26 protein-coding genes are annotated in these 23,714 nt (G+C 70.9%); 9 read left to right on the plus strand and 17 right to left on the minus strand.

Going from position 1 to position 23,714, the window contains the following annotated elements; translation table 11 throughout:
• Positions 1 to 118: 118 nt before the first annotated feature.
• The 5 genes from manD to ACFWHU_RS15410 all read right to left on the minus strand — a co-directional run bounded on the left by manD (position 119) and on the right by ACFWHU_RS15410 (position 5,602).
• Positions 119 to 1,336 (minus strand): D-mannonate dehydratase ManD, encoded by a 1,218-nt coding sequence (gene manD, locus ACFWHU_RS15390; RefSeq protein WP_387225203.1) that lies wholly within the window; start codon positions 1,334 to 1,336, stop codon positions 119 to 121.
• An 89-nt stretch (positions 1,337 to 1,425) separates the two neighbouring features.
• The gene (locus ACFWHU_RS15395) at positions 1,426 to 2,313 is read right to left on the minus strand and encodes a carbohydrate ABC transporter permease (protein WP_385804730.1); all 888 of its coding nucleotides are present in this window, start codon (positions 2,311 to 2,313) and stop codon (positions 1,426 to 1,428) included.
• Positions 2,310 to 3,266, minus strand: coding sequence for a carbohydrate ABC transporter permease (locus ACFWHU_RS15400; RefSeq protein WP_387225205.1), 957 nt, complete (start codon positions 3,264 to 3,266; stop codon positions 2,310 to 2,312). Before ACFWHU_RS15400 ends, ACFWHU_RS15395 begins: the two co-directional genes overlap by 4 nt.
• Positions 3,266 to 4,585 carry an ABC transporter substrate-binding protein gene (locus ACFWHU_RS15405; RefSeq protein ID WP_385804732.1) on the minus strand — a complete coding sequence of 440 codons (1,320 nt, stop codon included), beginning with the start codon at positions 4,583 to 4,585 and terminating at the stop codon, positions 3,266 to 3,268. The genes ACFWHU_RS15400 and ACFWHU_RS15405 overlap by 1 nt, the downstream gene beginning before the upstream one ends.
• Before the next feature lie 207 nt (positions 4,586 to 4,792).
• A complete protein-coding gene (locus ACFWHU_RS15410) occupies positions 4,793 to 5,602 on the minus strand; it encodes a FadR/GntR family transcriptional regulator (protein WP_387225206.1) in 810 nt (269 codons plus the stop codon).
• Between the two features lie 345 nt (positions 5,603 to 5,947).
• Here ACFWHU_RS15410 and ACFWHU_RS15415 point away from each other — a divergent pair, with 345 nt between their 5' ends.
• Positions 5,948 to 6,103, plus strand: a complete 156-nt coding sequence (locus ACFWHU_RS15415) for a hypothetical protein (RefSeq protein ID WP_385804735.1) — start codon at positions 5,948 to 5,950, stop codon at positions 6,101 to 6,103.
• Positions 6,104 to 6,241: 138 nt separating this feature from the next.
• Positions 6,242 to 6,790, plus strand: coding sequence for a hypothetical protein (locus tag ACFWHU_RS15420; protein ID WP_387225207.1), 549 nt, complete (start codon positions 6,242 to 6,244; stop codon positions 6,788 to 6,790).
• Between the two features lie 99 nt (positions 6,791 to 6,889).
• Here ACFWHU_RS15420 and ACFWHU_RS15425 read toward each other — a convergent pair whose 3' ends face one another.
• Complete coding sequence (locus ACFWHU_RS15425) at positions 6,890 to 7,846, minus strand: LysR family transcriptional regulator (RefSeq protein WP_387225208.1); 957 nt, start codon at positions 7,844 to 7,846, stop codon at positions 6,890 to 6,892.
• Positions 7,847 to 7,929: 83 nt separating this feature from the next.
• On the opposite strand from ACFWHU_RS15425, the gene ACFWHU_RS15430 reads away from it, so the two are divergent.
• The 4 genes from ACFWHU_RS15430 (at position 7,930) to ACFWHU_RS15445 (ending at position 9,838) form a co-directional block, all read left to right on the plus strand.
• Positions 7,930 to 8,709 carry a sulfite exporter TauE/SafE family protein gene (locus ACFWHU_RS15430; RefSeq protein ID WP_387225209.1) on the plus strand — a complete coding sequence of 260 codons (780 nt, stop codon included), beginning with the start codon at positions 7,930 to 7,932 and terminating at the stop codon, positions 8,707 to 8,709.
• A 5-nt stretch (positions 8,710 to 8,714) separates the two neighbouring features.
• Positions 8,715 to 9,218, plus strand: a complete 504-nt coding sequence (locus tag ACFWHU_RS15435; protein ID WP_387225210.1) for a hypothetical protein — start codon at positions 8,715 to 8,717, stop codon at positions 9,216 to 9,218.
• Positions 9,215 to 9,406, plus strand: a complete 192-nt coding sequence (locus ACFWHU_RS15440; protein WP_387225211.1) for a hypothetical protein — start codon at positions 9,215 to 9,217, stop codon at positions 9,404 to 9,406. Before ACFWHU_RS15435 ends, ACFWHU_RS15440 begins: the two co-directional genes overlap by 4 nt.
• 75 nt (positions 9,407 to 9,481) lie before the next feature.
• Positions 9,482 to 9,838, plus strand: coding sequence for a VOC family protein (locus ACFWHU_RS15445; protein ID WP_387225212.1), 357 nt, complete (start codon positions 9,482 to 9,484; stop codon positions 9,836 to 9,838).
• Positions 9,839 to 9,917: 79 nt separating this feature from the next.
• Here ACFWHU_RS15445 and ACFWHU_RS15450 read toward each other — a convergent pair whose 3' ends face one another.
• The 10 genes from ACFWHU_RS15450 to ACFWHU_RS15495 form a co-directional block, all read right to left on the minus strand.
• Complete coding sequence (locus ACFWHU_RS15450) at positions 9,918 to 11,093, minus strand: glycerate kinase (protein WP_385803229.1); 1,176 nt, start codon at positions 11,091 to 11,093, stop codon at positions 9,918 to 9,920.
• A complete protein-coding gene (locus ACFWHU_RS15455) occupies positions 11,090 to 12,523 on the minus strand; it encodes an SLC13 family permease (protein WP_387225213.1) in 1,434 nt (477 codons plus the stop codon). Before ACFWHU_RS15455 ends, ACFWHU_RS15450 begins: the two co-directional genes overlap by 4 nt.
• A gap of 319 nt (positions 12,524 to 12,842) precedes the next feature.
• A complete protein-coding gene (locus tag ACFWHU_RS15460; RefSeq protein ID WP_387225215.1) occupies positions 12,843 to 13,073 on the minus strand; it encodes a hypothetical protein in 231 nt (76 codons plus the stop codon).
• Positions 13,074 to 13,150: 77 nt separating this feature from the next.
• A complete protein-coding gene (locus ACFWHU_RS15465) occupies positions 13,151 to 13,810 on the minus strand; it encodes a response regulator transcription factor (protein ID WP_078073629.1) in 660 nt (219 codons plus the stop codon).
• On the minus strand, positions 13,807 to 15,249 hold the full coding sequence (locus ACFWHU_RS15470; RefSeq protein ID WP_387225216.1) for an ATP-binding protein: 1,443 nt from the start codon (positions 15,247 to 15,249) through the stop codon (positions 13,807 to 13,809). Before ACFWHU_RS15470 ends, ACFWHU_RS15465 begins: the two co-directional genes overlap by 4 nt.
• Complete coding sequence (locus ACFWHU_RS15475; protein ID WP_385803236.1) at positions 15,221 to 15,544, minus strand: small hydrophilic protein; 324 nt, start codon at positions 15,542 to 15,544, stop codon at positions 15,221 to 15,223. The genes ACFWHU_RS15470 and ACFWHU_RS15475 overlap by 29 nt, the downstream gene beginning before the upstream one ends.
• A gap of 104 nt (positions 15,545 to 15,648) precedes the next feature.
• Positions 15,649 to 16,104, minus strand: coding sequence for a hypothetical protein (locus tag ACFWHU_RS15480; RefSeq protein ID WP_387225217.1), 456 nt, complete (start codon positions 16,102 to 16,104; stop codon positions 15,649 to 15,651).
• Positions 16,105 to 16,680: 576 nt separating this feature from the next.
• The gene (locus ACFWHU_RS15485) at positions 16,681 to 17,796 is read right to left on the minus strand and encodes an LLM class flavin-dependent oxidoreductase (protein ID WP_387225219.1); all 1,116 of its coding nucleotides are present in this window, start codon (positions 17,794 to 17,796) and stop codon (positions 16,681 to 16,683) included.
• A gap of 108 nt (positions 17,797 to 17,904) precedes the next feature.
• Positions 17,905 to 18,930 (minus strand): aldo/keto reductase, encoded by a 1,026-nt coding sequence (locus ACFWHU_RS15490; RefSeq protein WP_387225220.1) that lies wholly within the window; start codon positions 18,928 to 18,930, stop codon positions 17,905 to 17,907.
• Between the two features lie 261 nt (positions 18,931 to 19,191).
• Complete coding sequence (locus ACFWHU_RS15495) at positions 19,192 to 19,458, minus strand: putative leader peptide (RefSeq protein ID WP_385803244.1); 267 nt, start codon at positions 19,456 to 19,458, stop codon at positions 19,192 to 19,194.
• Between ACFWHU_RS15495 and ACFWHU_RS15500 the strand changes: the two genes are divergently transcribed.
• From ACFWHU_RS15500 to ACFWHU_RS15510, 3 genes are all read left to right on the plus strand, one after another.
• Positions 19,457 to 21,322 (plus strand): serine/threonine-protein kinase, encoded by a 1,866-nt coding sequence (locus tag ACFWHU_RS15500; protein ID WP_387225221.1) that lies wholly within the window; start codon positions 19,457 to 19,459, stop codon positions 21,320 to 21,322. The genes ACFWHU_RS15495 and ACFWHU_RS15500 overlap by 2 nt on opposite strands.
• A 312-nt stretch (positions 21,323 to 21,634) precedes the next feature.
• Positions 21,635 to 22,372: a YoaK family protein gene (locus tag ACFWHU_RS15505; protein ID WP_387225223.1), complete on the plus strand. Its 738-nt coding sequence runs from the start codon at positions 21,635 to 21,637 to the stop codon at positions 22,370 to 22,372.
• Positions 22,369 to 23,403, plus strand: a complete 1,035-nt coding sequence (locus ACFWHU_RS15510) for a hypothetical protein (RefSeq protein ID WP_387225225.1) — start codon at positions 22,369 to 22,371, stop codon at positions 23,401 to 23,403. The genes ACFWHU_RS15505 and ACFWHU_RS15510 overlap by 4 nt, the downstream gene beginning before the upstream one ends.
• Positions 23,404 to 23,411: 8 nt before the next feature.
• Here ACFWHU_RS15510 and ACFWHU_RS15515 read toward each other — a convergent pair whose 3' ends face one another.
• A complete protein-coding gene (locus tag ACFWHU_RS15515; protein ID WP_387225226.1) occupies positions 23,412 to 23,645 on the minus strand; it encodes a hypothetical protein in 234 nt (77 codons plus the stop codon).
• Positions 23,646 to 23,714 lie beyond the last annotated feature (69 nt).

Genomic DNA, 23,714 nt, shown 5'->3' on the forward strand with positions numbered 1-23,714 from the left:
GGTCCGCCGGCCCCCGCGGTGGGGGGGGCGGGGGGGGGGGGGGCCCCGCCGGCCCCCCGCCCCCCCCCCCCCGCCGGGCCGACCGCTCGTGCGGCCGGTCGGCCCGGACCCACCCGTCTCACCAGTCGTGGACGGTCCCGTCCTGGAGCCGGTTGACCGGCAGGTAGGCCGGGTCGTACGGATGGGCGGCGGCCAGGTCCTCGTCCAGTTCGACGCCGATGCCGGGGGCCTCGCCCGGGTGCAGATGGCCGTCGGTGAAGGTGTACGCGTGGCGGAACACCCGCTCGGTGAGCGGGGTGTGGCCCGAGTACTCCTGGATGCCGAAGTTGTGCACGGCGAGGTCGAGGTGAATGGCGGCGGCCATACCGACCGGGGAGATGTCCTCCGGGCCGTGGATGGCGCTCTTGATCTGGTACTGCGCGGCGAAGTCGAAGAGTTTCCTGAGTGGCGAGACCCCGCCGAAGTGGGTGACCGCCGAGCGTACGTAGTCGATCAACTGCTCGGTGACCAGGGTCTGGTAGTCGTGCACCGTGTTGAAGACCTCACCGATGGCGAGCGGGGTCGTGGTGTGCCGGCGCACCAGGCGCAGCGCTTCCTGGTTCTCGGCGGGGGTGCAGTCCTCCAGCCAGAACAGCCGGTACGGCTCCAGGTCCTTGCCGAGCCGGGCCGCCTGGATCGGGGTGAGGCGGTGGTGCGCGTCGTGCAGCAGGGGCAGCTCGGCGCCGAACTCCGACCGTACGGCCTCGAAGACGGAGGGCAGGTGGCGCAGATACGCGGCGGTGTCCCAGTCCTCGACGACCGGACGCGGATGCGCGGGCGTGGCGTCCGTGTCGGCTCCGGCGGCGGAACCGCCCACGCCGTACACGGTCTTGAGGCCCGGTACACCGGTCTGCACGCGGATGGCTGGGTAGCCCCGCTCCAGCCTCTCCCGTATCGAGTCGAAAAGCTCCGGCAGATCCCGTCCGCTCGCGTGCCCGTAGGTGCCCACCCGCTCCCGGCTCGCGCCGCCCAGCAGTTGGTACAGGGGCAGTCCGGCCGCCTTGGCCTTGATGTCCCACAGGGCGACGTCCACCGCCGCGATCGCGGCCATCGTGACCGGGCCGCGCCGCCAGTACGCGCCGCGGTACAGCGACTGCCAGATGTCCTCGATCCTGTGCGGGTCGAGGCCGGTGAGGAGGGGGACGACGTGGTCGCGGAGGTAGCTCACGACCGAGAGTTCCCGGCCGTTGAGCGTCGCGTCGCCGAGTCCGGTGAGCCCGTCGTCCGTCGTGATCTTCAGGGTGACGAAGTTCCGGCCGGGGCTGGTGACGACGACCTTCGCGTCGACGATCTTCATGGTGTTCGCTCTTTCCGAGCCGCCACGGGACGGCTGTACGAGTACGGGCTGGACAAAATGGGAGGCGAAGTGGCCGGATCCGAAAGGTCTCAGCCCTTCGTGGCTCCGGAAGTCAGTCCGGCCACCAGGTATTTCTGCCCCAGGACGGCGGCCAGTACGACAGGCACCGTGATGAGGGTCGCGGCGGCCATCAGACCGCCCCAGTCCGTGCTGGCGTAGGAGATGAAGTTGAACAGCGTCACCGGAACGGTCTGTGTGTCGTCGTCGGCGAAGACGAGCGCGAACATGAAGTTGTTCCAGCTGAAGACGAAGGCGAGCAGTGAGGCGGTCGCCGTGCCGGGCGCGGCCAGTGGCAGTGCGATCCGCCAGAAGGCGCCGAAGGCGGAGAGCCCGTCGGTGCGGGCGGCCTCCTCCAGTTCGACCGGCAGCCCCGCGAAGAAGCTGATCATGATCCACATGATGAGCGGCACCGAGACGAACATGTGGCTGAGGATCAGCACGGTGTAGGAGCCCACCAGCCCGGCCTGCGCGAACAGGTAGTACCAGGGCACGAGCAGGGAGATGGCGGGGACGATACGGGCGACGAGGATCAGCGAGCCGGTACGGAACATCCGGAAGCGGCCCACCGCCCAGGCCGCCGGCACCGCGATCACTGCCGACAGGACCGTCGAAACGACTCCGACGAGCAGGGAGTTGCCCATCGAACGGACGATCTGGCCCGCTTCGACGATGCTGCGGAAGTTGTCGAGCGTGGGTGTGAACCACAGGCCCACGGTGGGGTCGGTGACCTGGACGTTGGTCTTGAAGGCCGCGGCGAACATCCAGATCACGGGGAGCGCGAAGATCAGGGTGACGATGCCGATCGCGATCCCGCGCAGCCACGAGCCGTACAGGCGCCGCCTGTTGCGCCCGCTCGGCACAGGTGTGGACGAGGGTGGCGCGGTGCGCCCCGCGGAGGGAGAAACGACGGCACTCATGCGGCATCCCTTCCGGCACGGCGGCGGAGCAGCACCACGACACCGATGATGAACAGCGTGAACAGGACGAGGACGGCGGCGGCGAGTCCGTACTCCTGGTAGTCGAAGGTCAGTCCGTACGCGTAGACGTTGAGGGTCTCCGCCTCGAAGTCGGAGCCGCCGCCGGCGCCCTTGGTGGCGTAGAGGATGTCGAAGGTCTTCAGCGCGTCCACAGCCCGTAGGACGAGGGCGGTCGCGAGCGTCGGGCCGAGCATCGGCAGGATCACGTAGCGGAAGCGCTGCCAGGCGCTCGCCCCGTCGACGAGGGCCGCCTCCTCGGGCTCCTGGGGCAGTGTCGTGAGCCCGGCGAGCAGGAGCAGGGTCATCATCGGTGTCCACTGCCACACGTCGATGAGCATGAGGGTGGGCAGTGACTGCCCGACCGAGCCGAGGAATTCCTGGCGGGGCAGACCGACCGAGGACAGCAGGTGGTTGGCGATGCCGTTGGTCGGGTCGAGGATCAGCAGCCAGAGGATGCCGATCGCGACCGGTGTCGTGAGCAGCGGGATGATCAGGACGGTGCGCACCCAGCGCATGCCCCGGAAGGCCTTGCGCATGAGCATCGCGAGGGCGAGGCCCAGCACCGTCTCCAGGGCGACCGCGCCGATGGTGAAGATCACCGTGCGGCGGGCGGCGGGCCAGAAGCGGCGGGTGTCCCCGAGCGCGTCGGTGAAGTTGCTCAGGCCCACGTTCTTCTTGCCCGCGTTCACCGCCCCGAAGGCGTCGGTGAAGCTCAGGTTGAGGGTGAAGACCAGCGGAAAGATGATCATGGCGCCGACGAAGATCAGCGCGGGCGCGAGCATCGTCCATTTCAGCCGCCGGTTGGCCTGTTCGAAGGTGCGGGGCGGGCGGGTACGTGTCGGCCGGGGGGCCAGGGCGGCCGGCCGGGCCTCGGAGACGTCGGTCCGGGACATCAGTTCTCCCTGTGGCGGTTGTCGCGGACGAGGAAATCCGCGAACTCCGCGTTCGCGTCACGGACGACCGGTTCGACCGGCTCGCCGAGGATGCCGGCGACCAGTGGCCGGCCGATGATGTCCCTGGCCCGGCTCACCTGGAGGACCCGTGGCCGGTCGTAGCCGACCCCGCGCTCCGCGTTGACGCGCATGGTTTCGGCCAGTTCAGGCGGGAAGGCGGCGAGGGTCTTCGGGTCGTTCCACGCGGAGGCGCGGGCGCCGGGTATCCCGTCGGCCTGGATCGCGGCGACCATCTCCGGGCTCGACGCCCAGCGGATGAACTCCCAGGACTCGTCGCGCAGCCGCGAGAACTTGCTGATGCCGAGGCTCCAGGACGGGATGTTGTGCGGCCGGGCACCGGCGGGTCCGGCGGGGAAGGGGGCGAAGCCGACCTTCTCGCGGACCGTCGAGATCTTCGGGTCGAGGAAGCTGCTGTAGATCGCGTCGGCGTCGATGTAGAAGGCGGCCTTGCCCTGCGCGAAGATCGGCATGGCCTGTTCGAGGCTCATGTTGGTCGCGCCCGGCGGGCCCGCCTTCGCGAGCAGCTTTCCGTAGAGCGAGTACGCGGCGAGGGCTTCCGGGCTCGCGATGGCGGACTTGCCGTCCACGACGAAGTCCCCGCCGTACGAGTAGAGGAAGCTCGACCACTGCGAGACGGCGCCGTTGCGCTGGCCGCGCCCGACGTAGCCGAAGAAGTTCTTCTTCCGGTCCGCGAGTTCGAGCGACGCGTCCATGAGCGCGTCGAGGGTCTTGGGCGGTCCGCCGAGGTCCTCGACGAGGTCCTTGCGGTAGTAGAGCGCCGGGCGCTCGGTGACGACCGGCACGCTGAGCACTTTCCCGGCGGTCACCGACGCGTTGCGCGGTGCCGGCTGGAAATCGCCCCAGGCGAAGTCCTTGTCGCGCTCCACCCGGTCGGTCAGATCGGCCAGCCAGCCGTTGTGCGCGAAGACCAGTTGCTCCTGGAGGGCACGGACCATCATGACGTCGACGTCCGTGCCGGAGGCGTTGAGCTTCACGTTGTAGCTGCTGGCGAGCTGGTCGGCGGTGAGCATCGTAATGGAGACCCGGCGGCCGATACGGTCCTCGAACTCCTCGGTACGGCGCTGGATCGCCTGCGACCACACGTGATTGATCGCCATGATCCGCAACGGGGTGCTCGCGGACGGTTTCCCGCGCGGGGGCGCGCAGGCGCCGAGCGCCCCGAGACCTGCCGCACCCGTGACGCCGGCGGCCAGCCGGCCGAAGGAACGGCGGCTGAGGGACTGGCGGCTCGTGGACATCCTTGTCCTCGTCTCTCTCGATCTCCGGCTCTCTGGTCCAACTGGTAGGACCAGTTCAACCGAATGCAGGGGAGATTAACAGGAGTGACGAAATCCGGCCACCCCCTCCCGCGGGAGACGGGAAAGCGACGGTGAGGGGGCGTGGGGGCGCGCGTCGGCGGTCGTCGGGTGTGCCGGTTCGGGTACGGGGCGAGGTCGGGTGGAGGACTAGCGAGGACCGCCGCCGCCCGGCGCCGACGGCTCGGACCGGTTCCCGCCCCGGCGCCCCTCCGACTCGGCCAGCAGCGCGTCGATGTGGTGCTGGGCCATGACGTTGACCGGAATATCGAGATCCGCACCGTAGGTACGCAGCCCGAGCATGAGATGGGACCGCATCCGCTCGCAGGCCAGCTCGACGTCGCGGGCCTCGATGGCCGCGAAGATCTCCGGGTGGTGCGGGACCCCGGGCTCGGCGATCGACGGATCGGAGTTCGAGCGGAGCATCATCTCGAACATCATCCCGCTGATCGAGGACAGCATGATCCGCAGCACGGGATTGCCACTGGCGGTCGCGACGGCGTCGTGGAACTCCATGTCCGCCTGCGCCTTGATGACGACGTCGGTCGACGACTCCAGCGCGTTCACGGCGGTCCGCATGATCTCGATGTCCTCGGCGCTCGCCCGCTCTGTCGCGAGCCGCACCGTCTCGACCTCCAGCGGGAGCCGGGCCTCGATGAGCTGCCGTACGGTCGGCCGGCCGGCCCGGTACAGGGCGTCGTAACCCCTGGCCTGGCCGGAACTCTGCTCCAGCACGAAGGAACCCCGCCCCGGGGCCACCTCGATCAGATGCTGGGCCTCCAGCCGCCGCAGCACCTCGCGCACGACGTTCCTGCTGGACCCGAACTGGGCGGCCAGCTCCCGCTCGGAGGGCAGCTTCGTGCCGACGGCGATGTCCCCCGACCGGATGTCGTGCTCCAGCTGACGGGCGATGCGCTCGGTGAGGAGGCCCCGGTGGGCAGAAGGGTCAGGTGTCGGCATGGACCGGAGGATATCGCCCTCCCGGACACCCGGCCCGCCCCGGCTTCTCCCCGCCCTTCCGGCAGGTCAGGCGCCCGAGCCCGCCACTGTCGCGCGAAGCAGACGAACCGAGCATGCATTGGTGCCCGAAGGCAGGGCCCACGATGGTCGAACGACACCGAACCAACACCGAACGAACAGGAACCGACGGCGGCGATCACGCGGCCGTCACAGATCTCACCAGGCCCGAGCTGACGAGCTCACGGGCCACCGGGCCGGAGCTGACGAGCTCGCGGGCCAGGGGCGGCGCCGCCGCGCAGGCGAGGTCCGCACGCCATCAATACATCCAATAGTTAGGGAACAGCCATGATTGTCCTCGGTCTCATTCTGCTCATTATCGGCATGCTTGTCGGCCTCTCCCTGCTGACGACGGTCGGCGGCGTACTCGTCGTGGCCGGCGCGGTCCTGTGGATTCTCGGCGCGACCGGCCGCGCGGTCGGCGGGCGCAAGCACTACTTCTAGACCGGCACTCAGGCGGGTTCGGGGCCACGGAGAGGTTTCTCTCCGTGGCCCCGCCGCCGTGCCCGCAGCGCCTGCCGCGCCTGCCGTGCCTGCCTTCGTGTCGGCTCCGGAGCGATCGGCGCGGCTACGCTTCCGACCGTGAACCGCCCACTGCTGTTCCTCGACGTCGACGGGCCACTGAATCCGTACGCGGCCCAGCCGGAGAGGCGGCCCGACGGCTACACCACGCTCCGAGTGCCCTGGAACCGGGGAAGCTCGGACGAACCCCGAGGGTTCTCGTCCCGGCTGCGCCCCCTGCGGGTCTGGCTCAACCCGGATCACGGGCGGGCCCTGCTGCGGCTCGGCTACGACCTGTGCTGGGCCACCACTTGGATGGACGACGCCAACCGATGGATCGGCCCGGTGCTCGGCCTGCCCGAACTCCCCTTCGTCGACTTCGGCGACGCCTTGTTCCGGGAGCGCCCCGACGGAGTCCACTGGAAGACCGTCCCCCTGGTGGAGTACGCGGATGGCCGCCCCTTCGCCTGGGTGGACGACGAACAGAGCGCCCTGGACGAGGAGTACGTGAGCACCCACCATCGCGGGCCGGGGCTGCTGCACCACGTCGATCCCCGGATCGGTCTGCGCGAGGACGACTTCCGGACGCTCGCCCACTTCGCCCGATCCCTGACCGACCCGGCCTCGTAGCGACAGGGCCCGTTCCAGGTCCACCCCGGCCGGCTACACGGCCACCGCCGGTCCCGTCATGGTCGGTCGAGAGCCAGGGCGCCTGACGGGCTCCGCCCGTCAGGCGCCCTTTTCCATGGCTCTGTCGTCGTGCCCACCGTGGTCGGCCGGGTCGGAGAGTGCCGCCCGGCGCAGATGTTCGGCGAGCGCGGACGTGGCCGTGACCGCGCCTGTCGGTGAGGTGTCCGCCTTCGCACCCCAGGCCAGCAGGTGGAGACGGCGTGACCAGGGCTCCAGCAGCTCGCACACGTCGAGTGTCCGGCCGGGGTCGACGGCGCGGCGCGGTACGACGGCGAGCCCCACCCCGGCGGCGGCGAGGGCGATGAGGATGTCGAGGCCGGCGACCGTGGTGCGGTAGCGCACCACCGGGGCGTGCGGGCCGAGGTTCTTCTCGATCCAGCGTCGGAGCGAGGAGTCGGCGTCGAGGCCGACGAGAGGGTGTTCGGCGACCTCGCTGTACGTCAGCCCGGTGCGTCCGGCGAGGATTCCGCCGGCCTGGCCGATCACGACGAGGGAGTCGTCGCCGAGGGGTCGCATGGTGAGGCCGCTGTCGCGGGCCTCTTCGTCGTCGATGACGATCCCCAGGTCCGCCTCGCCGTCGGCCAGCATCCGCACGGTCTGCGGGGTGCGGCTCTCGAAGACCCTGACATCGACGTCCGGATGCGCGCGGAGGAACGAGACGAGTGCCTGCGGCACGAATCCCTGGATGGCGGAGCCGCCGCAGTACAGGGTCAGCGGGGCGACCGGGGACCGGGTGTAGCTCGCGACCGCGCCTTCGAGCCGCGCCGTCTGGGCGAGGACATCCCGCGCGTGACGGGCCAGTGTCGTCCCCGCCGGAGTGGGCCGTACGCCGCGCCGGCCGCGGATCAGCAGTTCCACACCCGCGTTGTGCTCCAGCGCGCGCACTCTGGCGCTGGCCGAGGGCAGACTCAGATGCATCCGGCGGGCGCCTCCCGTGATGGAGCCCTCCGCCATGATGCCGAGGAAGAGCCGTAGGTCGTCCAGGTCGTAGCGCACCGGCCCAGCCTATGGCACAGCCTTAGGCTGGGTACAGCAATGACGCATTGTGCACCCAGCGGGCACGGAGTGATGCTCGACGGGTGCCCGAGATATCGCTTGTCCTGTTGGTCGGCGTCGTCGCCGGAACGCTGAACGCCGTGGGCGGCGGGGGTACGTTCGTGGCACTGCCCGCCCTGGTCGCGACCGGGCTGTCCCCGGTGACGGCGAACGCGTCATCGACCATCGCGCTCGTGCCGGGGGCGCTGGCCGGTGCATGGGTCTACCGGCGCGAACTGGCCCCCGTCGGGGGGACGTCCACGTCGGCGCTGACAACGACGAGTGTGGTCGGCGGCGCACTCGGAGCGGGCCTGTTGCTGACACTTCCGTCGGCGTCGTTCGGCGCGGCGGTGCCGTGGCTGCTTGCTTTCGCCACGGTGCTCCTCGCTTTCGGCCGTCCCGTCTCCCGCGCCCTGAGCACCGGGAGCACCACGGCAACCGGTGCGGGCGACTCGGTCACCCTGAGCCCCCGCACCGTCCTGGTCGCCCAGTTCCTCGTCGCCGTGTACGGCGGATACTTCGGCGGTGCCGTAGGCATCATGATGCTGGCCTTCTGGAGCATCGGCCTCGGCCTCGACACCGCGGCGGGCAATCCGATGCGGATCGCACAGATCGCGGCCCTCAATCTCAGCTCGGCCGCGCTGTTCCTCGTCGCGTCGGACGCGCTGCGCACTCCGGGCGTGCTCGTGGCCATGCTGGTCGGCGCGGTGATCGGCGGCTTCGCCGGCGCCCACCTCGCTCGCCGACTGCCGGCCCGGCTGCTGCGCGGCATCATCCTGGGCATCGCCGTCACCATGACCGTCCTCTACTTCCTGCGAGGCTGACCGACATGGCGGAAGGCGACCCGGCGGCGCCGTACACGGACGCGACGCGAGCCAGACTGGAGATGGCCTTCGCCGCGTACGAACTGGCCGACCTCGCACGCGCGGCCGTCCCGATCGGCGAGCACGAACTGAGCCCCGACGGCACCACCCGCTCCGCGGGCTCGACGCTCGCCCACGCGGCGCACGTACTCGGCGCCGCACGGCGGTTCTTCGAGGCCGCCGCCGTGTTCGAGCGAGTGGGCGGCGCCGACTGGCAACTCGTCGGCGACACCCTCGGCGTATCGGCCCAGGCCGCGCGGAACCGCTTCGCGGTGGCCGAGGTCTGCTTCCGGGAAGGATCCAACGGACCGCGTGGCGAGGCGAGTTGGTGGCGGGCCTATCTGGCGGAGGAGCCACTGGAAGCGGCACGCGACCTGGACGAGTGGGTACTGCTCCACGGGGACGGGGACAGCGACCCCGGCCCCACACCGGTGTCCGGCGGCCTGGTCCGGCGAGTCCGGGCCGTATGAGGCGTTCCGCCGCCTCCCCCGCGTCGGCGGGCAGGCTGTCGTCCGGGGCCGACATCCGGCGGCGGGATCCCGGTGACCGTCCGGGAAGGGATTCGGCCTTCGGCGACGAGTGCTCGCACGGCACGATCATCGCGGTCGCGAGCGGACCGGTCAGGATCGGAGAAGCACGGGTCGGCGAGCCGGACTAGCGTGATCGACATGGGGATCACCGGACAGAGTGCCCCAAAAGAGACCGCGATCCACGACCTCAGGAGCGACCTGCCATGACCGATTCGTCCACCCAGGGAATCAAGATCGTCCTGCACCCCGTGTCCGACCTGGCGAAGGCCAAGGCCGTCTATGCCGCCCTGCTCGGCGTGGAGCCGGTGGCCGACGCGCCCTACTACGTCGGATTCGACGCGGCCGGTCAGCACATCGGACTGGTACCGCGCGGCGGGCCGCAGGACATGGCCTCTCCGGTGACCTACTGGCACGTCCCGGACATCGAGGCGAAGCTGGCCGAGGTGACCGCCGCGGGCGCCACGGTGAAGGAGCCCGCGCACGACGTCGGTGGCGGTCGCCTGGTGGCGACCTTCACCGACCCCGACGGCAATGTCCTCGGGGTGCTTCAGGACAGCTGAGCGCCGACTCCCGCCGCCGTCGCCCCGGGCGTTCCACGACTGGTCCACGACGAGAGGCGGCGGGTCGCCGGGGAACCGCTCACGCCGCCCGGACGGCCATCCGGGTGCCCAGCGCCACGATCCGCAGGGAGCGTTCCGTGGCATCGGCGAGGATCTCGCGGCTCCCCTCGATGGCTTCGGGCAGCGACATCGGAGCCGGCAGGATCGCGCTGTACGCGTCGACGCCGATCGCCCGCACCATGTGCGCGCCCGGCCCGATCGTGCCCGCCAGCACGAACACCGGGACCCCGGCGGCGTGGGCCCTGCTCGCCACCTCGGCGGGGATCTTCCCGCGTACCGTCTGGTGGTCCAGCGCCCCCTCGGCCGTGATCACCAGATCGGCCCGCGCCAGTCTGGCGTCCAGGTCGAGGCGGTCGAGCAGGACTTCGAAGCGGGGCAGAAGCCGCGCGCCCACCGCGGCGAGTCCGGCGCCCAGACCGCCGGAGGCGCCGGTGCCGGGGGCCGTCCGCAGATCGATCCGCGGTGACAGATCGCGGGTGAGGACCGTCGCCCAGCGCTCCAGGGCCGCCGACAGCACCTCCACATCGGCCGGACTCGCGCCTTTCTGCGGTCCGAACACACGCGCCACGCCCTGCGCACCGCACAGCACGTTGAAGGGGTTGCAGGCCACGAGGAGTTCCGTGGCGGCGAGGCGCCGGTCGAGCCCCGACGTGTCGACGCGGACCAGTTCCCCGAGCGCCGCGCCGCCCGGCGCGAGTTCGCGGCCGTGGTGGTCCGTCAGCCGGGCGCCCAGCGCCTGGAGCGCTCCGGCGCCGCCGTCCGACGTGCCGGAGTCCCCGCAGCCCACGAGCACGCGCCGCGCCCCCCGGTCCAGGGCGGCGCGGATCAGCTCGCCCACGCCGTACGTGGTGGTGCTCCCCGGATCGCGCAGATCGGCGGGTACGAGGGAGAGACCGGCGACCGCGGCCATCTCCACGACGGCGGTGACGGGACCGGGACCGTTCTCGCCGAGCAGCGCGAAGTGGGTGGAGACGGGCCGCCCGACCGGACCGGTCGCGGTGCACGGCACCAGCCGGCCGCCGCCGGCGAGGGCCAGCGCCTCCGCCGTCCCCTCTCCCCCGTCGACCAGGGGGATCAGATCGATGTCGGCGTCGGGGATCACCCGCAGGACGCCTTCGGCGATGGACTCGGCCACCTGAGCCGCGGAGAGGGATTCCTTGAACCCACTGGGGGCGATGACGATGCGGTAGCTCATGGCTGGGTCTCCAGATGGACGGGCACGCCGAGCAGTGGCCAGACGGCGAGGGCGAAGAGCAGCACGAGGGCCGCGGTGAGAGGCGCGAGCACGGCCGAGAGCCGTAGCAGATCGCGGGGGGTGTACGTGGGTGTGCCCGGCAGGTCGGCGAAGAGCGCGACGGGCTTGGCGGAGGCGGGCAGAGTGTGGCAGAAACCGGCGGCGGCGGTGGAGGCGAACGCGGCGGCGACCGGGTTGACGCCGGCGGCGATGGCGGCGGCGACCACCAGCGGGACCAGTACGGAGGACCTGGCGGAACGGGACTGGAGCGCCAGGTGGGCCGCCGTACTGATCACGACCACACCGGCGAGGAACATCCACGGCGGCATCGACGAACCACCGGGCACCCAGCCCACGAGCCAGTCGGCCGCCCCCGATTCGGAGAGTGCTATGCCCATCGCCATGGTGGCGGCCATGAACAGGAGCAGTGGCCAGGGCACCGTCCGCAGACCGTCCTTGAGGCCCACGGTGCCCAGTGCCGGCGACGCGGCGACGACGGCGCCGATGAGCGCGACCAGCGCGGGCGACACCCCGTGCAGCGGTTCGCTGCACCACAGCAGCACCACGGTGCCCAGCAGGAGCAGGCACCGTGCCTCCGGCGGGGTGAGGGGCCCTTCCACCGGGGAGTCCGAGTGCTCCTGGATCTGCTTGGTGGTGATCCGGACAGGCCCCTTCCGGTCGGCCCGGCGGGTCGTCGTCAGGAGCACCAGTTCGGCGGCCAGATGGGAGGAGACCACGGCGAGCGGCAGCCCGAGGATCAGCCAGGTGACGAAGCCCAGGTCTTCCCCCGTCTGCTCCCACAGCACGCTGACGGTGATCAGATGGGCGCCCGCGCCGATCAGCGTGGCGACGGCGGAGAGCAGGATCACCGTCGGGAAGAGGAGGGCCAGCATCACCACCAGGCGGGTCCGGTCGGCGAGCGCCTTGGCGAGAGCGAGGAAGACCGGCAGGGCGAGGGCGGCGCGGCCGGAGGTCGCGGGCACGGCGAAGGCGGTGACGACCAGCCCGGCGGTGGTCAGATGTACCAACTGCCGTACCGTGCCGGCCCCGCCGACCAGGAACGCGGCGGCGCGGCCCGCGAGTCCGGTCTTGGTGACGGCGGCGGCCAGGACGAACGCGCAGATCAGCAGCCACACCGTCTCGTCACCGAGGGTGGCGAAGAGCGTTTCGCTGCTGATCACCCCGGTCGTCGTCAGCGCGAGTCCGGCGCCGAGCGCGACATAGGTGTCGTCCACCGAGGTGGCGATCCAGGTGTACGTGGCGAGGGTGAAGACGACGAGCGTGAGCCGCGCGTCACCGCCGAGGCCGGAGAGGGCGCCGGGCAGGACGAGCAGGGCACAGAGACCGAGAACGGCGCCGAGGCTGACGGTCTGTCGGAGAGTGAGGGGCACGACGATCAGCCTGGGGGCGGGCCGTGAGGTCCGAATGAGCCTTGGGTGAAAGACGCTTCATCTGACGAGCCGCACCCCACGGCCGGCGGATGCGCCGTGGTCACGACTCCCCGGTCCCCCGGCCGCCTCTCGGGTGCCGGTCGGCCTCGGACCAGTCGTACTCCACGAACTCGTCGGGGACCTGCCCGCACGGGGCGTAGACGCTGATGAACAGAGTCGTGGTCGAGTCGTTCCACCGGACGTCGACCTGGTCGCCGCCTTCCGGATCTTCGAAAGCCGAGGACGTCGCTCCGCGCCCGGTCGATGTGGGTGAAACCGCTCAGCCCCCGGTGGTAGCAGGCGCCGGTGGCGACCTGCCCGATTCCGCGGGGTACTTGCCGGGAAGGGCGAAGCAGTCGTACACCTCGTCGGACCGGTCCTTGAGCCGTTGAGCGACCGTGTCGGGGTCGGTCGACGGATACGGCGCGCCGTTCCACACGTTCAGCGCGAAGTTGCCCGCGGCGACTGCGGCGACCGACAGCCCGGACTCCGCCTGCGGGGACTTGAACACGCCCGTGACGGTAGGCGTGCGGTATTTCGCGACGCATGAGCAGCGGTACCCAGGTGCCCTCTGAGCAGGAGGCCCGTTCAGGGCATGCGGTAGCCCATGCCCCGAATAGTCTCCAGCCGCTCGGCACCCAACTTCCGCCGCAGGGCCCGGACATAGACGTCCACGATGTTCGATCCGGGGTCGAAGTCGTAGCCCCAGACGTGGGAGAGGATCTGTTCGCGCGACAGCACCTGGCCGGGATGGCGCAGGAACATCTCCAGCAGCACGAACTCACGGGCCGTCAGATCCACGGTCCGCTCGTCGGCCCGTGCCCGCCGCGTCCTCAGGTCGAGGCTGAGGCTGCCGCTGCGCAGCATGGTGACCTCCGGCGCCCGCGCCGCGGTACGCAGGCGCAGCCGGACCCTGGCAAGCAGTTCCTCGAAGCGGAAGGGCTTCGTCATCCAGTCGTCGGCGCCGCCTTCGAGTCCGGCCACGGTGTCGCGTACGGAGTCCCTGGCCGTCAGCACGATGACGGGCAGCGTGACGCGTGCCTCGCGCATCTCCCGCAGGACGGTGAATCCGTCCCGCCCCGGCAGGCCGATGTCGAGAAGCACCAGGTCGAATCCGCCGGACACGGCGTGGTGCAGTGCGGAGTCGCCGTCGTCGGCGACGACGGTGGTGAAGCCGTTGGCCCGGAGCCCCTTCTCCACGAAGGAGGCGATCCGTGCCTCGTCCTCGGCGATCAGAATGCGATTCATGAGCCCGTCTCCAGGATGAGTACGAAGGTGGCGCCGCCGCCGTCGGTACGGCGCAGTTCGACCCGGCCGTGGTGGCCTTCCGCGATCGCCTTGACGATGGCCAGTCCGAGTCCGGCGCCGCTGGTGCGGGCGCCCCGGCGGGCGGTGCCGCGCCGGAACCTCTCGAAGATCACCTCGGCGTCCTGCGGAGGGATACCGGGTCCGTTGTCTGCGACGTACAGCTCGATGCGGTCACCGTGCGCCTGCGAGCCGACGCGTATGCGCTGGCCGGGCACCGTGTGCTGGACCGCGTTCTGGGCGAGCTGGACCATCGCCTGGGTGATTCGCTGCGGGTCCAGCGGTGCCTCGCGGTCGGCGACTCCGTCGAGCAGCCACTCCCGCTCCCCCAGCGTCCGCACCTTGACGAAGACGTCCGCGGTCAGCTCCGCGAGCTGGACCGGTTCCGGCCGTACGAAGTCGGGCCGCTCGGCCTTGGCGAGCAGGAGCAGGTCCTCGACGATCCGGCTCATCCGGTCGAGTTCGTCCGTGACCAGACGTATCGTCTCCTCGCGGTCGGCCGGATCGTCGCCCATGAGTTCAAGGTGCCCGCGCACGATCGTGATGGGTGTGCGGAGTTCGTGCCCCGCGTCGTCCACGAACACCCGCTGCGCGGCGAACGCCTGCTCAAGCCGGTCGAGCATGCCGTTGAACGTCTCGGCGAGCGCCGCGATGTCGTCCCGCCCCTCCACGGGGATACGACGGGTGAGATCCCGCTCGGTCAGCTCCGCGGCCGTTTTCCGTACGACGCGCACGGGCGCCAGGATGTGACCGGCGACCGCCCAGCCGATACCGCTCACCAGCACCAGCGCCATGCCCGAAAGGACGATCAGCGTCCAGAAGGTCTTGTCGGCGACGGCCCGCTCACGGTCCGCGTGGAAGGCGACGACGAAGGCGCCGGGAGGATCGTCGCCCAGCGGCCGGATGGTGACCTTGGCCCAGCGCAGCTCTCCCTGCGAACGGTGCAGTGTGCCGGAGGAGTCCTTGGAGGCGATGATCCGGGACAGCGCCCGGCCGTCCCGCCACAGGGCTATGTGGTCGGGGAAGTCACGGCGCTGCCGGATGACATCGCGGCCGTTCGTGGAGGAGCGGGGCAGGCCCAGCAGTTCCTCGTCCGGGTCGGCGTACTGCCGTTGCAGAAAGGTCTGGAGCAGTCTGCGCGGATCGCCGAAACTGCGGCCGGTGTCCGGGTCGACGCCCTGGTCGACGAAGTTGGCGAACTCGCCGGTCTCCTGTGACAGCAGCTGGCTTATGCGGTGTTCCACGTCCCGGTGGAGGATCGAACGGACGGTGACGGCCACGGCCCCGAGGGCGATGGTCATCACCACCAGCAGCCAGAGCAGGATCCGCACCCGCGCGGAGATCCTCGGAACGTCAACCGTCATCACCGAAGTCGTCGTCATCGTCATCGTCACCGTCGGCGGCCGACGGACCCGGTACGACGGCGTCGCCAGGTGTCTCGCCGGGCGAACCGGTGGGCGGGCCCGTCGGCGTGCCGGTTGGCGAAGCCGTGGGTCCGGTGCTCCCTCGGTCGTCCGGTGTGCCGCTCCGCGTATCGCTCGGCGAGGTGTCGAGCTGTACGCCGGGGGGCACCTTGGGCGCCTCGGGACTGTCGGTCATAGCGTAACTGGTCGCGGCGATGCCGAGCGGGACGGCGACGACGGCCGCCAGGGCTGCCAGACGAGGTGAGAAGGCCATGGGCCCCATCCTGGCGACCGGGGTCGTCGCCGGCATGAAGCCAGGATGAGGATTCCTTCATGATCGGCCCTGGGCCCTGCCGACGACGGTGGCGGTGGCGGTGATCAGGTGACGCGGATGACGGCGATGCCTCGCGGGACGGCGAGCGCCACCCGGGTGCCGTCCGGGTGGACGGCGGCGACGGGTGTCGGCTCGTTCACGCCGTACGAACCCTCTCGCCGTGACATCGCCAACTCCGGCCACTGCGACACCAGTTCACCGGTTCGGATGTCGAACAGGCGCGGGTGGCCGTACAGCGCGAGGATCTTCTCGCCGCAGGCGAGAATGGTGCCGATCGGCCCGGGGAGATCGTGGCGGTGCAGCCACTTCCCGGTGGGGAACGACCACACTCCGAGCTGGTGCTGCCCCAGCTCCAGGTCATCGTCCTCATCGTCCTCGTCCGGCTCCCCGCCGTGCTCGCCGGTCACCACCGCCAGCCGGTCGCCGTCGAGCCAGCAGACCGAGTCGGCCTCGGCGTCGATCATCGGCCAGTAGGACAGGACACCTCGTCCGTCCAGCAACGTGGCGTCCGTCAGCGCGCGGGGCAGGTCGTACCGCGGCGACCCCCGCCGGTGTCCACACCCAGCCTGCCGATACGAGCCACCGCCCGCCCGGGCTGACCGCCGGCCGTGAGTGGAACACACCGACCGAATCGCGCTCTCCCGTGGTCAGACGTTCGCCGGTGGCGACGTCCTCGACCTCCAGCCGGGCGTAACGCTCGGGGCAGTGCACGAGCACTTCCCGGCCGTCGGCGAGCATCCCCAGGCAGACGGGGTAGTCGAACTGGCCGGCCCGGTGGTCGTCCCGGCGGATCTCACGGACCACCCGCCGTCCGTCGAGCAGCACCCCCCGGGTGCCCCGCTCGGCGTACACCACGGTCCACCGGCCGGACGGCGAGGTGACGGCGCGGTCGTACGCCCTGCCGTACCCCCGCCGCCGGCGCGGGTGTTCCTTCCCGTCGGGCGACCAGCGGCGCCAGCCGCCCACCGGGTCCAGGAGATCCTCCCCGTCCCAGACGAGCGACCGGACCTTGCCGGTCCACACCTCGCGCAACACCACGGCATCGTCCATCGAACCCCCATCGACGGGCCGGGCCCCTACCCCGGCGTACTCACAGTGTCGCCGACCCCGGCCGGTGGCGCGGGGTCCGGTTCCCGCAGCCGGCTGAGGAGTTGGTCTCCGATCCGGGCGACCTCCGGTTTGTACGGGGTGTCGGAGAGTACGAAGTGGGTGATGCCGAGTTCGCCGTACTTGCGCAGCGCGGCGGCGACGTCGTCCGGGGAGCCGACCAGCCAGGTCGTCCCCGCGCCCCCGCCGCCGACCCGGCCGGGGGCGGTGTAGAGGCAGGAGTCCAGCACCTCGCCGCGCTCGGCGAGGTCGTAGAGCCGCTGCTGGCCGACGGCTCGGCGACGCTGGTCGGTGAACGTCGAGTCGGCGCGGGAACCCGCCAGTTTGGCCACTTTCGCCTCGGCGTCGTGCCATGCCTCCTCGGTCGTGTCACGGACCAGGGTCGTGATGCGCAGGCCGAACTCCAGCGGCGCGTGTGTACGGCCGAGGGACTCGCTCAGCTTCTTCAGGCGGTCGATCCGCTCGGCCACGCCGTCGAGCGGTTCCCCCCAGAAGAGCTGGACATCGGCCTCGGTGGCCGAGACCGCCTCGGCCGCCGCGGAGGCACCGCCGAAGTAGAGCCTCGGGGTCCGGCCGTTCTCTGCGCCGAACGGTCGCGGGCTCACCGTCGAGTCCTCGACACCGAAGAACTCGCCCCGGAAGGTGACGTTCTCCTCGGTCCACAGCCGGCGCACGACCTGGAGGAACTCGCGAGTGCGGTCGTAGCGGCGGGCAGGGTCGCTCTCTCCGTCGCCGTACGCCGCCGCGTTGTCGAGGCCGCTGACGATGTTGACCAGCAGGCGTCCGCCGCTGAGCCGGTCGAGCGTGGCCGCGGCACTGGCGAAGTGCGCGGGCTGCCAGTAGCCGGGCCGTATCGCCACGAGCGGCTGGAACGTGGTGGTGCGGGCGGCCAGTGCCGTGGCCACGGTGAAGGTGTCCGGCCGGCCCCATCCCGTACCGATGAGCGCCCCGCCCCAACCGTGCGCCTCGGCGGCCAGCGCGATCTCGGTGGAGAAGCCCAGCGTGCCCCAGCCGTCGGTCGTGTCGTCACCACGATGACCGGGCTCGACCGTGTTGGGGATGTACCAGAGGAATTCTTGGCTCATGTGAGGACTCCGATTCGCTGCCGGGCGGGGCGACCCCGCCCGGTGAGGTGGTCTGCGGCTGCTCCGCCTGCCGCGAGGGGTACGGACGCGGGCTCCGTGGGCGCGGCGTCAGCCACGGCGCGGGGGACGAAGGCCGGTCCCGTGGACGCCGTACTCGTCGATCAGCGCCAACTCCTCGTCCGTCAGCGGCGGGAACTCCGTCGCCTGCACGTTGTGGTCGAGCTGCCAGGTCGAACTCGCCCCGATGAGCGCGCTGGTGACCTCCGGCCGGCGGAGCACCCACTGCAACGCCAGTTGGGCCAGTGACTGGCCGCGCTTGCGGGCGAGGTCGTTCAGGGCGGTGGCCCGCTCGCGGTAGACCTCGCTGATGTCGTCGGGCGAGAGGAAGGCGCTGGTCGCGGCGCGGGCGTCCGCGGGTACGGTCCCGTCCAGGTACTTGTCGGTGAGCAGGCCCTGGGCCAGCGGCGAGTACACGATGAGGCCGGTGCCGTCCTCGGCCGCCACGTCCAGCAGGCCCTCGGTCTCGGGCCGCCGGTCGAAGATGGAGTAGCGCGGCTGGTGCGACAGCAGCGGGACGTTCGCGCGGCGCAGCAACTCGGCCGCGTCGTGGGCCTGGTCGCGGGAGTAGTTCGAGATGCCCACGTAGAGCGCCTTGCCCTGCTCGACCGCGCTGACCAGGGCCCCGACGGTCTCCTCCAGCGGAGTCGTGGGGTCCGGCCGGTGCGAGTAGAACACGTCGACGTAACTGACGCCGAGGTCGCGCAGGCTGTGGTCGAGCGACGCCAGGAGCGACTTGCGCGAGCCTCCCCGGAGGTAGGGGCTGTCGCCGACCGGGTTGCCGGCCTTGGTCGAGATCAGGATCTCGTCGCGGTACGGCGCCAGGTCGCTCTTGAGGACCCGTCCGAAGAACTTCTCCGCGGCGCGGAACGGCGGACCGTAGCGGTTGGCGATGTCGAAATGGGTGATCCCCAGATCGAACGCGTGCAGCACGATGTCCCGTTGGGTGTCGAACGGGTGGTCGTCGCCGAACTTCTGCCACAGGCCGAGGGAGAGTGCGGGGAGGTCGAGACCGCTGTTCCCGGCGCGGCGGTACGGCAGTCTCTCGTAGCGGTCGTCGGCAGCTCGGTAGCCCATGGAAGGCGGTGCCTTTCTGGAGTGATGAATCGGGGTCGCCGCGTCGGCCGGCGACGCGCGAAGGCCAACGGCCGCGTACGACGGGCGAGAGGGGCGGGCGAGAAGGGCGGGCGGAGAACGGCGGGCGTCGGCCCACCGCGTTCAGCCCACGCCGTTCAGCTCACGGCGGAGCCCGGTGAAAGTGGGAGGAGGAGAGAAGAGGGAAGGGGGAACTGGCATCGGCGTGAGCGCGGAGAGAGCGCGTCTACGCTTCGGGCGGTGTCAGAGACAGAGCGCGCTGGCCGACCGCAGAAGGTCGACGTGAATGCGCGTAACCAGCCTTACATCCAGATGCACGCTGCAAAGGTAGGCGACAGGCAGACTCCTGGCAATGCGCGAAGAGCCCGAGCCTGCCCGCCCTGGCCTGGGGTTGTTGCAGGGTTGTTGCGCCTGGCGGGTGAGGGTGCGGGAGGAAAGTCGGTACGCTCCCCCTTGACTTCGGGGCTTCGGCAGGGACCGAACTGCCGTATACAGGGGATGACTCACCATGACCGACACACCTTCCGCCAACCTTTTCAAACCGCTCGGGGAGGGCGACCCGGCTGTCGTCGGCGGTTATCGCCTGGCCGCCGTGCTCGGCACGGGTGGCATGGGCAAGGTGTATCTCTCCTACACGCCGGGCGGGCGACCCATCGCGCTCAAGGTGATCCGGCCCGAGTTCAGCGAGGACCCCGAGTTCCGTCGGCGGTTCAAGCAGGAGGTGCACGCCGCGCAGCGGGTGCAGGGTCTGTACACCGCGCCGGTCATCGACTCCGACACCGACGGCTCGCAGCCGTGGCTCGCCACCGCCTATGTGCCGGGGCCCTCTCTCGCGAACGCGGTCGCCCAGCACGGTGGACTCCCGCTGCGCAGTGTGCTGTTGCTGACCGTCGGCGTCGCCGAGGCGCTGCACGTGATCCATGGCGCGGGCATCATCCACCGCGACCTGAAGCCCGCCAACGTACTCCTCGCCTCCGACGGCCCCCGCGTGATCGACTTCGGTATCGCCAGGGCGGCCGACACCACCGCGCTGACCGGCACCGGCGTCAGCGTGGGCACCCCGGCGTTCATGGCGCCCGAGCAGGCGGCGGCCGGTACGGTCAGCCCGGCGACCGACATCTTCGCCCTCGGGCAGATCGCGGCCTTCGCGGCGATCGGTTCGCCCGCGTACGGCGAAGGGTCCTCGCACGCGGTGCTCTACCGGATCGTGCACGAGGATCCCGATCTCAGCCGGGTGCCTCCGGAGTTGCTGCCCCTGGTGAAGCGCTGTCTGACGCGCGCCCCGGAGGAGCGGCCGAGTCTGACGGAGATCATCGAGCTGTGCCACGAACTGTCGCCCGACGCGCTGCGCCAGGGCGAGGACTGGCTGCCGCAGGCGGTCGCCGGATCGATCACCGAGCGGCTGCGGCTGCCCGAACCGGCGAAGACCCCGCCGCCGCAGCCCGCCGCCGCGCCGACGCCGACCCAGTTCTCCCCGCACAATCCGGCGCCTGGGCAGCCTCCGGCACCGGGCACGGTGAACCCGTACGCGCCGACGGGGTTCGCCACGCCCGCCGCGCCGGCGCAGAGCGCGCCGGGGGTTCCCGGCCCCCCGCCGCCGCTGCCCGGCCACCCGACGCAGGGCTACCACACCCCGGCGCCCGGGTACCAGACCCCGCCGCCCGGTTACCAGACGCACCAGACCCCGGCGCCCGGGTATCAGACCCCGCCGCCCGGTTACCACACCCCGCCGCCGGTCATCCACGCTCCGTACGTGCCTCCCGCGCAGCCCAAGCCGAAGCGCACCGGGTTGATCGTCACCGGGGCGATCGTGGGCACGCTGGTGATCCTGGGGGTCATCGGCTCCCTGCTGCCGGACGGGTCCGGCGAGGACAAGGGCAGCGGGGCCAACTCCGCCGGCAGCAGCAGCGGTTCGAGCGGCGGCGACAACTCCTCGGGCGGAGAGAAGCGCAAGGACCCGAAGCCGGTCTCGTACAAGGGCATCGACATCACGCACAGCTACGAGATCATGCTCGCCGACAGTCCGCCCCGCCCGGCCGAGGGTGACGACGTGGCCTACGGCGACGCGGATCTCTATTACGTGCACTACGAGTCGTCCCCGAGCGACACCGCGATCGGCACAGCCAACGGAAAGCTCATCCTGCTGAACAACTCGCAGAAGGGCACCCTGGAGACCTGCCGCACGGAGTCGCGTTACGCCGAGCAGATCGGCCTCGACCAGCTCAGCAACGGAACGCAGTTCTGTCTGCTCAGCGACGCGGGTCATGTCGCGGTGGTGACCTACCGCGGCAAGTCGGGCGCGAACGACGCGAGTACCTACGTCACCGTCGACCTCACAATCTGGCGCAACGCCGAGGAACCCAAGGACGGCTAGGGCCTGTCGTTCGGATCTTGCCGGGCTCGCGGTCCCTGGCACGCACGCCCGCCGCGTTGTCGTCGGTCGCCAACGCTCCGCGTTGTCTCCCTCCTCCGCCTTGCGACCGCACGCACCAGACCCCGCTCCCTGATCCGGCCTGATCCAAACGACAGACCCTAGGTCGTGTCCGGCGGATCGCCGAAGGCGCGTGCCGCCGGACGGGTGAGCGGGTCGGCGGCATCGGCTCGGCGTGGTGCGGGGCGTGCCTCGGCGCCGTATTGGTGACCTCCTCAGACAGCGGCCACAGCGGGCGCGGAGGGGGTGACGGCGTTGTCGCCGACCGAACCGGTGCGTCCGGGGCGTGCCCAGTGGGCCGCGCTGATTCTGTTCGCCGGTGCTTCGGGCGCGGTGGACGTGCTGGCGTTCATCGCACTGGGGCGGGTCTTCGCGGGGGTGATGACGGGCAATCTCGTGCTGCTGGGTCTGTCCTTCACAGGCACCGGCGACGAGGGCGGACCGGCCGCCCCGCTGCTGGCGTTGGCGGGTTACGTGGCGGGGGTCGCGGTCGTGGCGCCGTTCACCCGGCGGCGACCGGAGGAGCCGGGGACCCGCTGGCCGCGTGCGGTCGTGGGCTGGCTCGCCGCCGAGGTCGCACTTCTGGCCGCCGTCGCCGCCGGCTGGGGCGCGGCCGACGGGGCGCCAGCGCAGCCGTGGCGCGACGTGGTGCTCGTCGCGGTCGCGGCCGCCATGGGGGTGCAGTCCGCCGCGCTGGCCGGCGCGGGCGCGGCCGCCGGGCCGGGTACGTACTTCACCGGCATCCTCACCCGCCTGGTAGCCCGCGCCACCGGCCCCGAGAACATCGGCCTCGCGGACCTGGGTTCCCTGGCCCGGCTCGTCACCCTCGCCGCGGGCGCGGCCTCGGCAGCACTGGTGTACGCGGCCTCGGCGCCCTGGGCGATGTCCGTACCCCTCCTCTGGGCGTTGGCGGCCTTGGCGTGCGTGACGGTTCCCCCGCCCCTCCCCCGGGCTCCTTCGTCGTCAACCAGCCGTCTAGGGTCGCGTTCATGACCAGGACCACGCCGCCACGACCGCTCGATGTCGAGGCGCTCTTTCCCGAGTTGGCCGGCCACCGAGGTACGACCACCCGGCTGCACCCGCGGCCCGGCAGCCCCACCGCGGTGGACAGTTCCGTGGGCGGGCCGCTTCTTTGGCCCGTGGACGAGGCGTGGCCGGTGTGCACCGAGGCCCACAAGCGCGGGCGGGGCCGGCGCCCCTCGGACATTCACCGGGAGCGGCGGGTGCTGGCCGAGGCGTGGGCCCGCGAGGCGAGGACGGGGCCCACGGACGAGGAACGGCTGCTGCTGGAGGAACTGGAACGCAAGCACCGGGTGGTGGGGATCGGGGAGGCGGATCCGATTCCGATGATCGGCGTCGCCCAGCTGTACCGCCGGGACATACCCGACCTGTTGGCCGGGCCGGGCGACTGCGATCTGCTTCAGGTGTTCTGGTGCCCCTTCGACGCGCACGGCAAGACCGGGTACGGCATGTCGCTCGATCTGCGCTGGCGCCGGTCGTGGGAGGTCGGCGAGGTGCTGGAGTCGCCACCGCTGCCGCAGGTCGTCGGCTACGCGGGATACGTGGCGGAGCCGTGCGTCCTGTCTCCCGAACAGGTGGTCACGTATCCGTTCGCCGGTCTTCTGCCCGAGGAGCTGCGCGAGCGGATCTACGCACGGGAAGACGCGTTCGAGGAAGAGGAGGAGGCCGAGGACAGGGACGGGGAGGCGGCGGAGCCGCCGATGTATCAGTACGACCTCTCCATCCCACCCGGCTGGCGGGCCGGCGGTTTCGCGTCCTGGCATCTGACAGACGCCCACATCATGAAGTGCTCGGCCTGCGCGACGCCGATGGAACTGCTGCTGACCATCGACAGTTCGGAGTGGGACGGCGGCAGCGGCAGTTGGCAGCCGCTGGAGGAACGCGGACTGCCCCCGCACCGGTTCGCCACGCCCACCGAGGTCACGGTGGGCCGCTGGGGCGAGCTCAACATCTTCGCCTGCCCCGCCGACCCCGGACACCCCCACGGCCACAGCATCCAGTAGGAGTGCGATCACTCGCCGAGGATCTCTCCGACGGTGTTGGTGAGACCGTCGGCGATCGCGCTGTCCACGTCCGAGCCGACGATCGCGGCGATGATCAGCGCCACCAGCACGATGACACCCACGTACTCGACCGCGCCCTGACCCTTGTCACCGCGACGCTTCATCGCCGTGACAAGGGTGTCGGTCCAGGTGCCGGCGTAGCGTCTGGCGTTGGTGGCGGCCTTCACCGTGACGTTCGACATGACAATCCCCTTTTGGTGTCGCCGGCCGGCAACAGGCCGACCCGTAGCGGTTCTTGGTGCCACTCGCGC

The sequence above is a fragment of the Streptomyces sp. NPDC060366 genome, assembly GCF_042725135.1.
Classification (GTDB): domain Bacteria; phylum Actinomycetota; class Actinomycetes; order Streptomycetales; family Streptomycetaceae; genus Streptomyces.

What these genes read in the sequence shown, in the direction of transcription:
- manD (WP_387225203.1), bottom strand. Translation starts at nt 1,336, where the DNA reads ATGAAGATCGTCGACGCGAAGGTCGTCGTCACCAGCCCCGGCCGGAAC.
- ACFWHU_RS15395 (WP_385804730.1), bottom strand. Translation starts at nt 2,313, where the DNA reads ATGAGTGCCGTCGTTTCTCCCTCCGCGGGGCGCACCGCGCCACCCTCG.
- ACFWHU_RS15400 (WP_387225205.1), bottom strand. Translation starts at nt 3,266, where the DNA reads ATGTCCCGGACCGACGTCTCCGAGGCCCGGCCGGCCGCCCTGGCCCCC.
- ACFWHU_RS15405 (WP_385804732.1), bottom strand. Translation starts at nt 4,585, where the DNA reads ATGTCCACGAGCCGCCAGTCCCTCAGCCGCCGTTCCTTCGGCCGGCTG.
- ACFWHU_RS15410 (WP_387225206.1), bottom strand. Translation starts at nt 5,602, where the DNA reads ATGCCGACACCTGACCCTTCTGCCCACCGGGGCCTCCTCACCGAGCGC.
- ACFWHU_RS15415 (WP_385804735.1), top strand. Translation starts at nt 5,948, where the DNA reads ATGATTGTCCTCGGTCTCATTCTGCTCATTATCGGCATGCTTGTCGGC.
- ACFWHU_RS15435 (WP_387225210.1), top strand. Translation starts at nt 8,715, where the DNA reads ATGGCGGAAGGCGACCCGGCGGCGCCGTACACGGACGCGACGCGAGCC.
- ACFWHU_RS15440 (WP_387225211.1), top strand. Translation starts at nt 9,215, where the DNA reads ATGAGGCGTTCCGCCGCCTCCCCCGCGTCGGCGGGCAGGCTGTCGTCC.
- ACFWHU_RS15445 (WP_387225212.1), top strand. Translation starts at nt 9,482, where the DNA reads ATGACCGATTCGTCCACCCAGGGAATCAAGATCGTCCTGCACCCCGTG.
- ACFWHU_RS15450 (WP_385803229.1), bottom strand. Translation starts at nt 11,093, where the DNA reads ATGAGCTACCGCATCGTCATCGCCCCCAGTGGGTTCAAGGAATCCCTC.
- ACFWHU_RS15465 (WP_078073629.1), bottom strand. Translation starts at nt 13,810, where the DNA reads ATGAATCGCATTCTGATCGCCGAGGACGAGGCACGGATCGCCTCCTTC.
- ACFWHU_RS15470 (WP_387225216.1), bottom strand. Translation starts at nt 15,249, where the DNA reads ATGACGACGACTTCGGTGATGACGGTTGACGTTCCGAGGATCTCCGCG.
- ACFWHU_RS15475 (WP_385803236.1), bottom strand. Translation starts at nt 15,544, where the DNA reads ATGGCCTTCTCACCTCGTCTGGCAGCCCTGGCGGCCGTCGTCGCCGTC.
- ACFWHU_RS15485 (WP_387225219.1), bottom strand. Translation starts at nt 17,796, where the DNA reads ATGAGCCAAGAATTCCTCTGGTACATCCCCAACACGGTCGAGCCCGGT.
- ACFWHU_RS15490 (WP_387225220.1), bottom strand. Translation starts at nt 18,930, where the DNA reads ATGGGCTACCGAGCTGCCGACGACCGCTACGAGAGACTGCCGTACCGC.
- ACFWHU_RS15500 (WP_387225221.1), top strand. Translation starts at nt 19,457, where the DNA reads ATGACCGACACACCTTCCGCCAACCTTTTCAAACCGCTCGGGGAGGGC.
- ACFWHU_RS15495 (WP_385803244.1), bottom strand. Translation starts at nt 19,458, where the DNA reads ATGGTGAGTCATCCCCTGTATACGGCAGTTCGGTCCCTGCCGAAGCCC.
- ACFWHU_RS15510 (WP_387225225.1), top strand. Translation starts at nt 22,369, where the DNA reads ATGACCAGGACCACGCCGCCACGACCGCTCGATGTCGAGGCGCTCTTT.
- ACFWHU_RS15515 (WP_387225226.1), bottom strand. Translation starts at nt 23,645, where the DNA reads ATGTCGAACGTCACGGTGAAGGCCGCCACCAACGCCAGACGCTACGCC.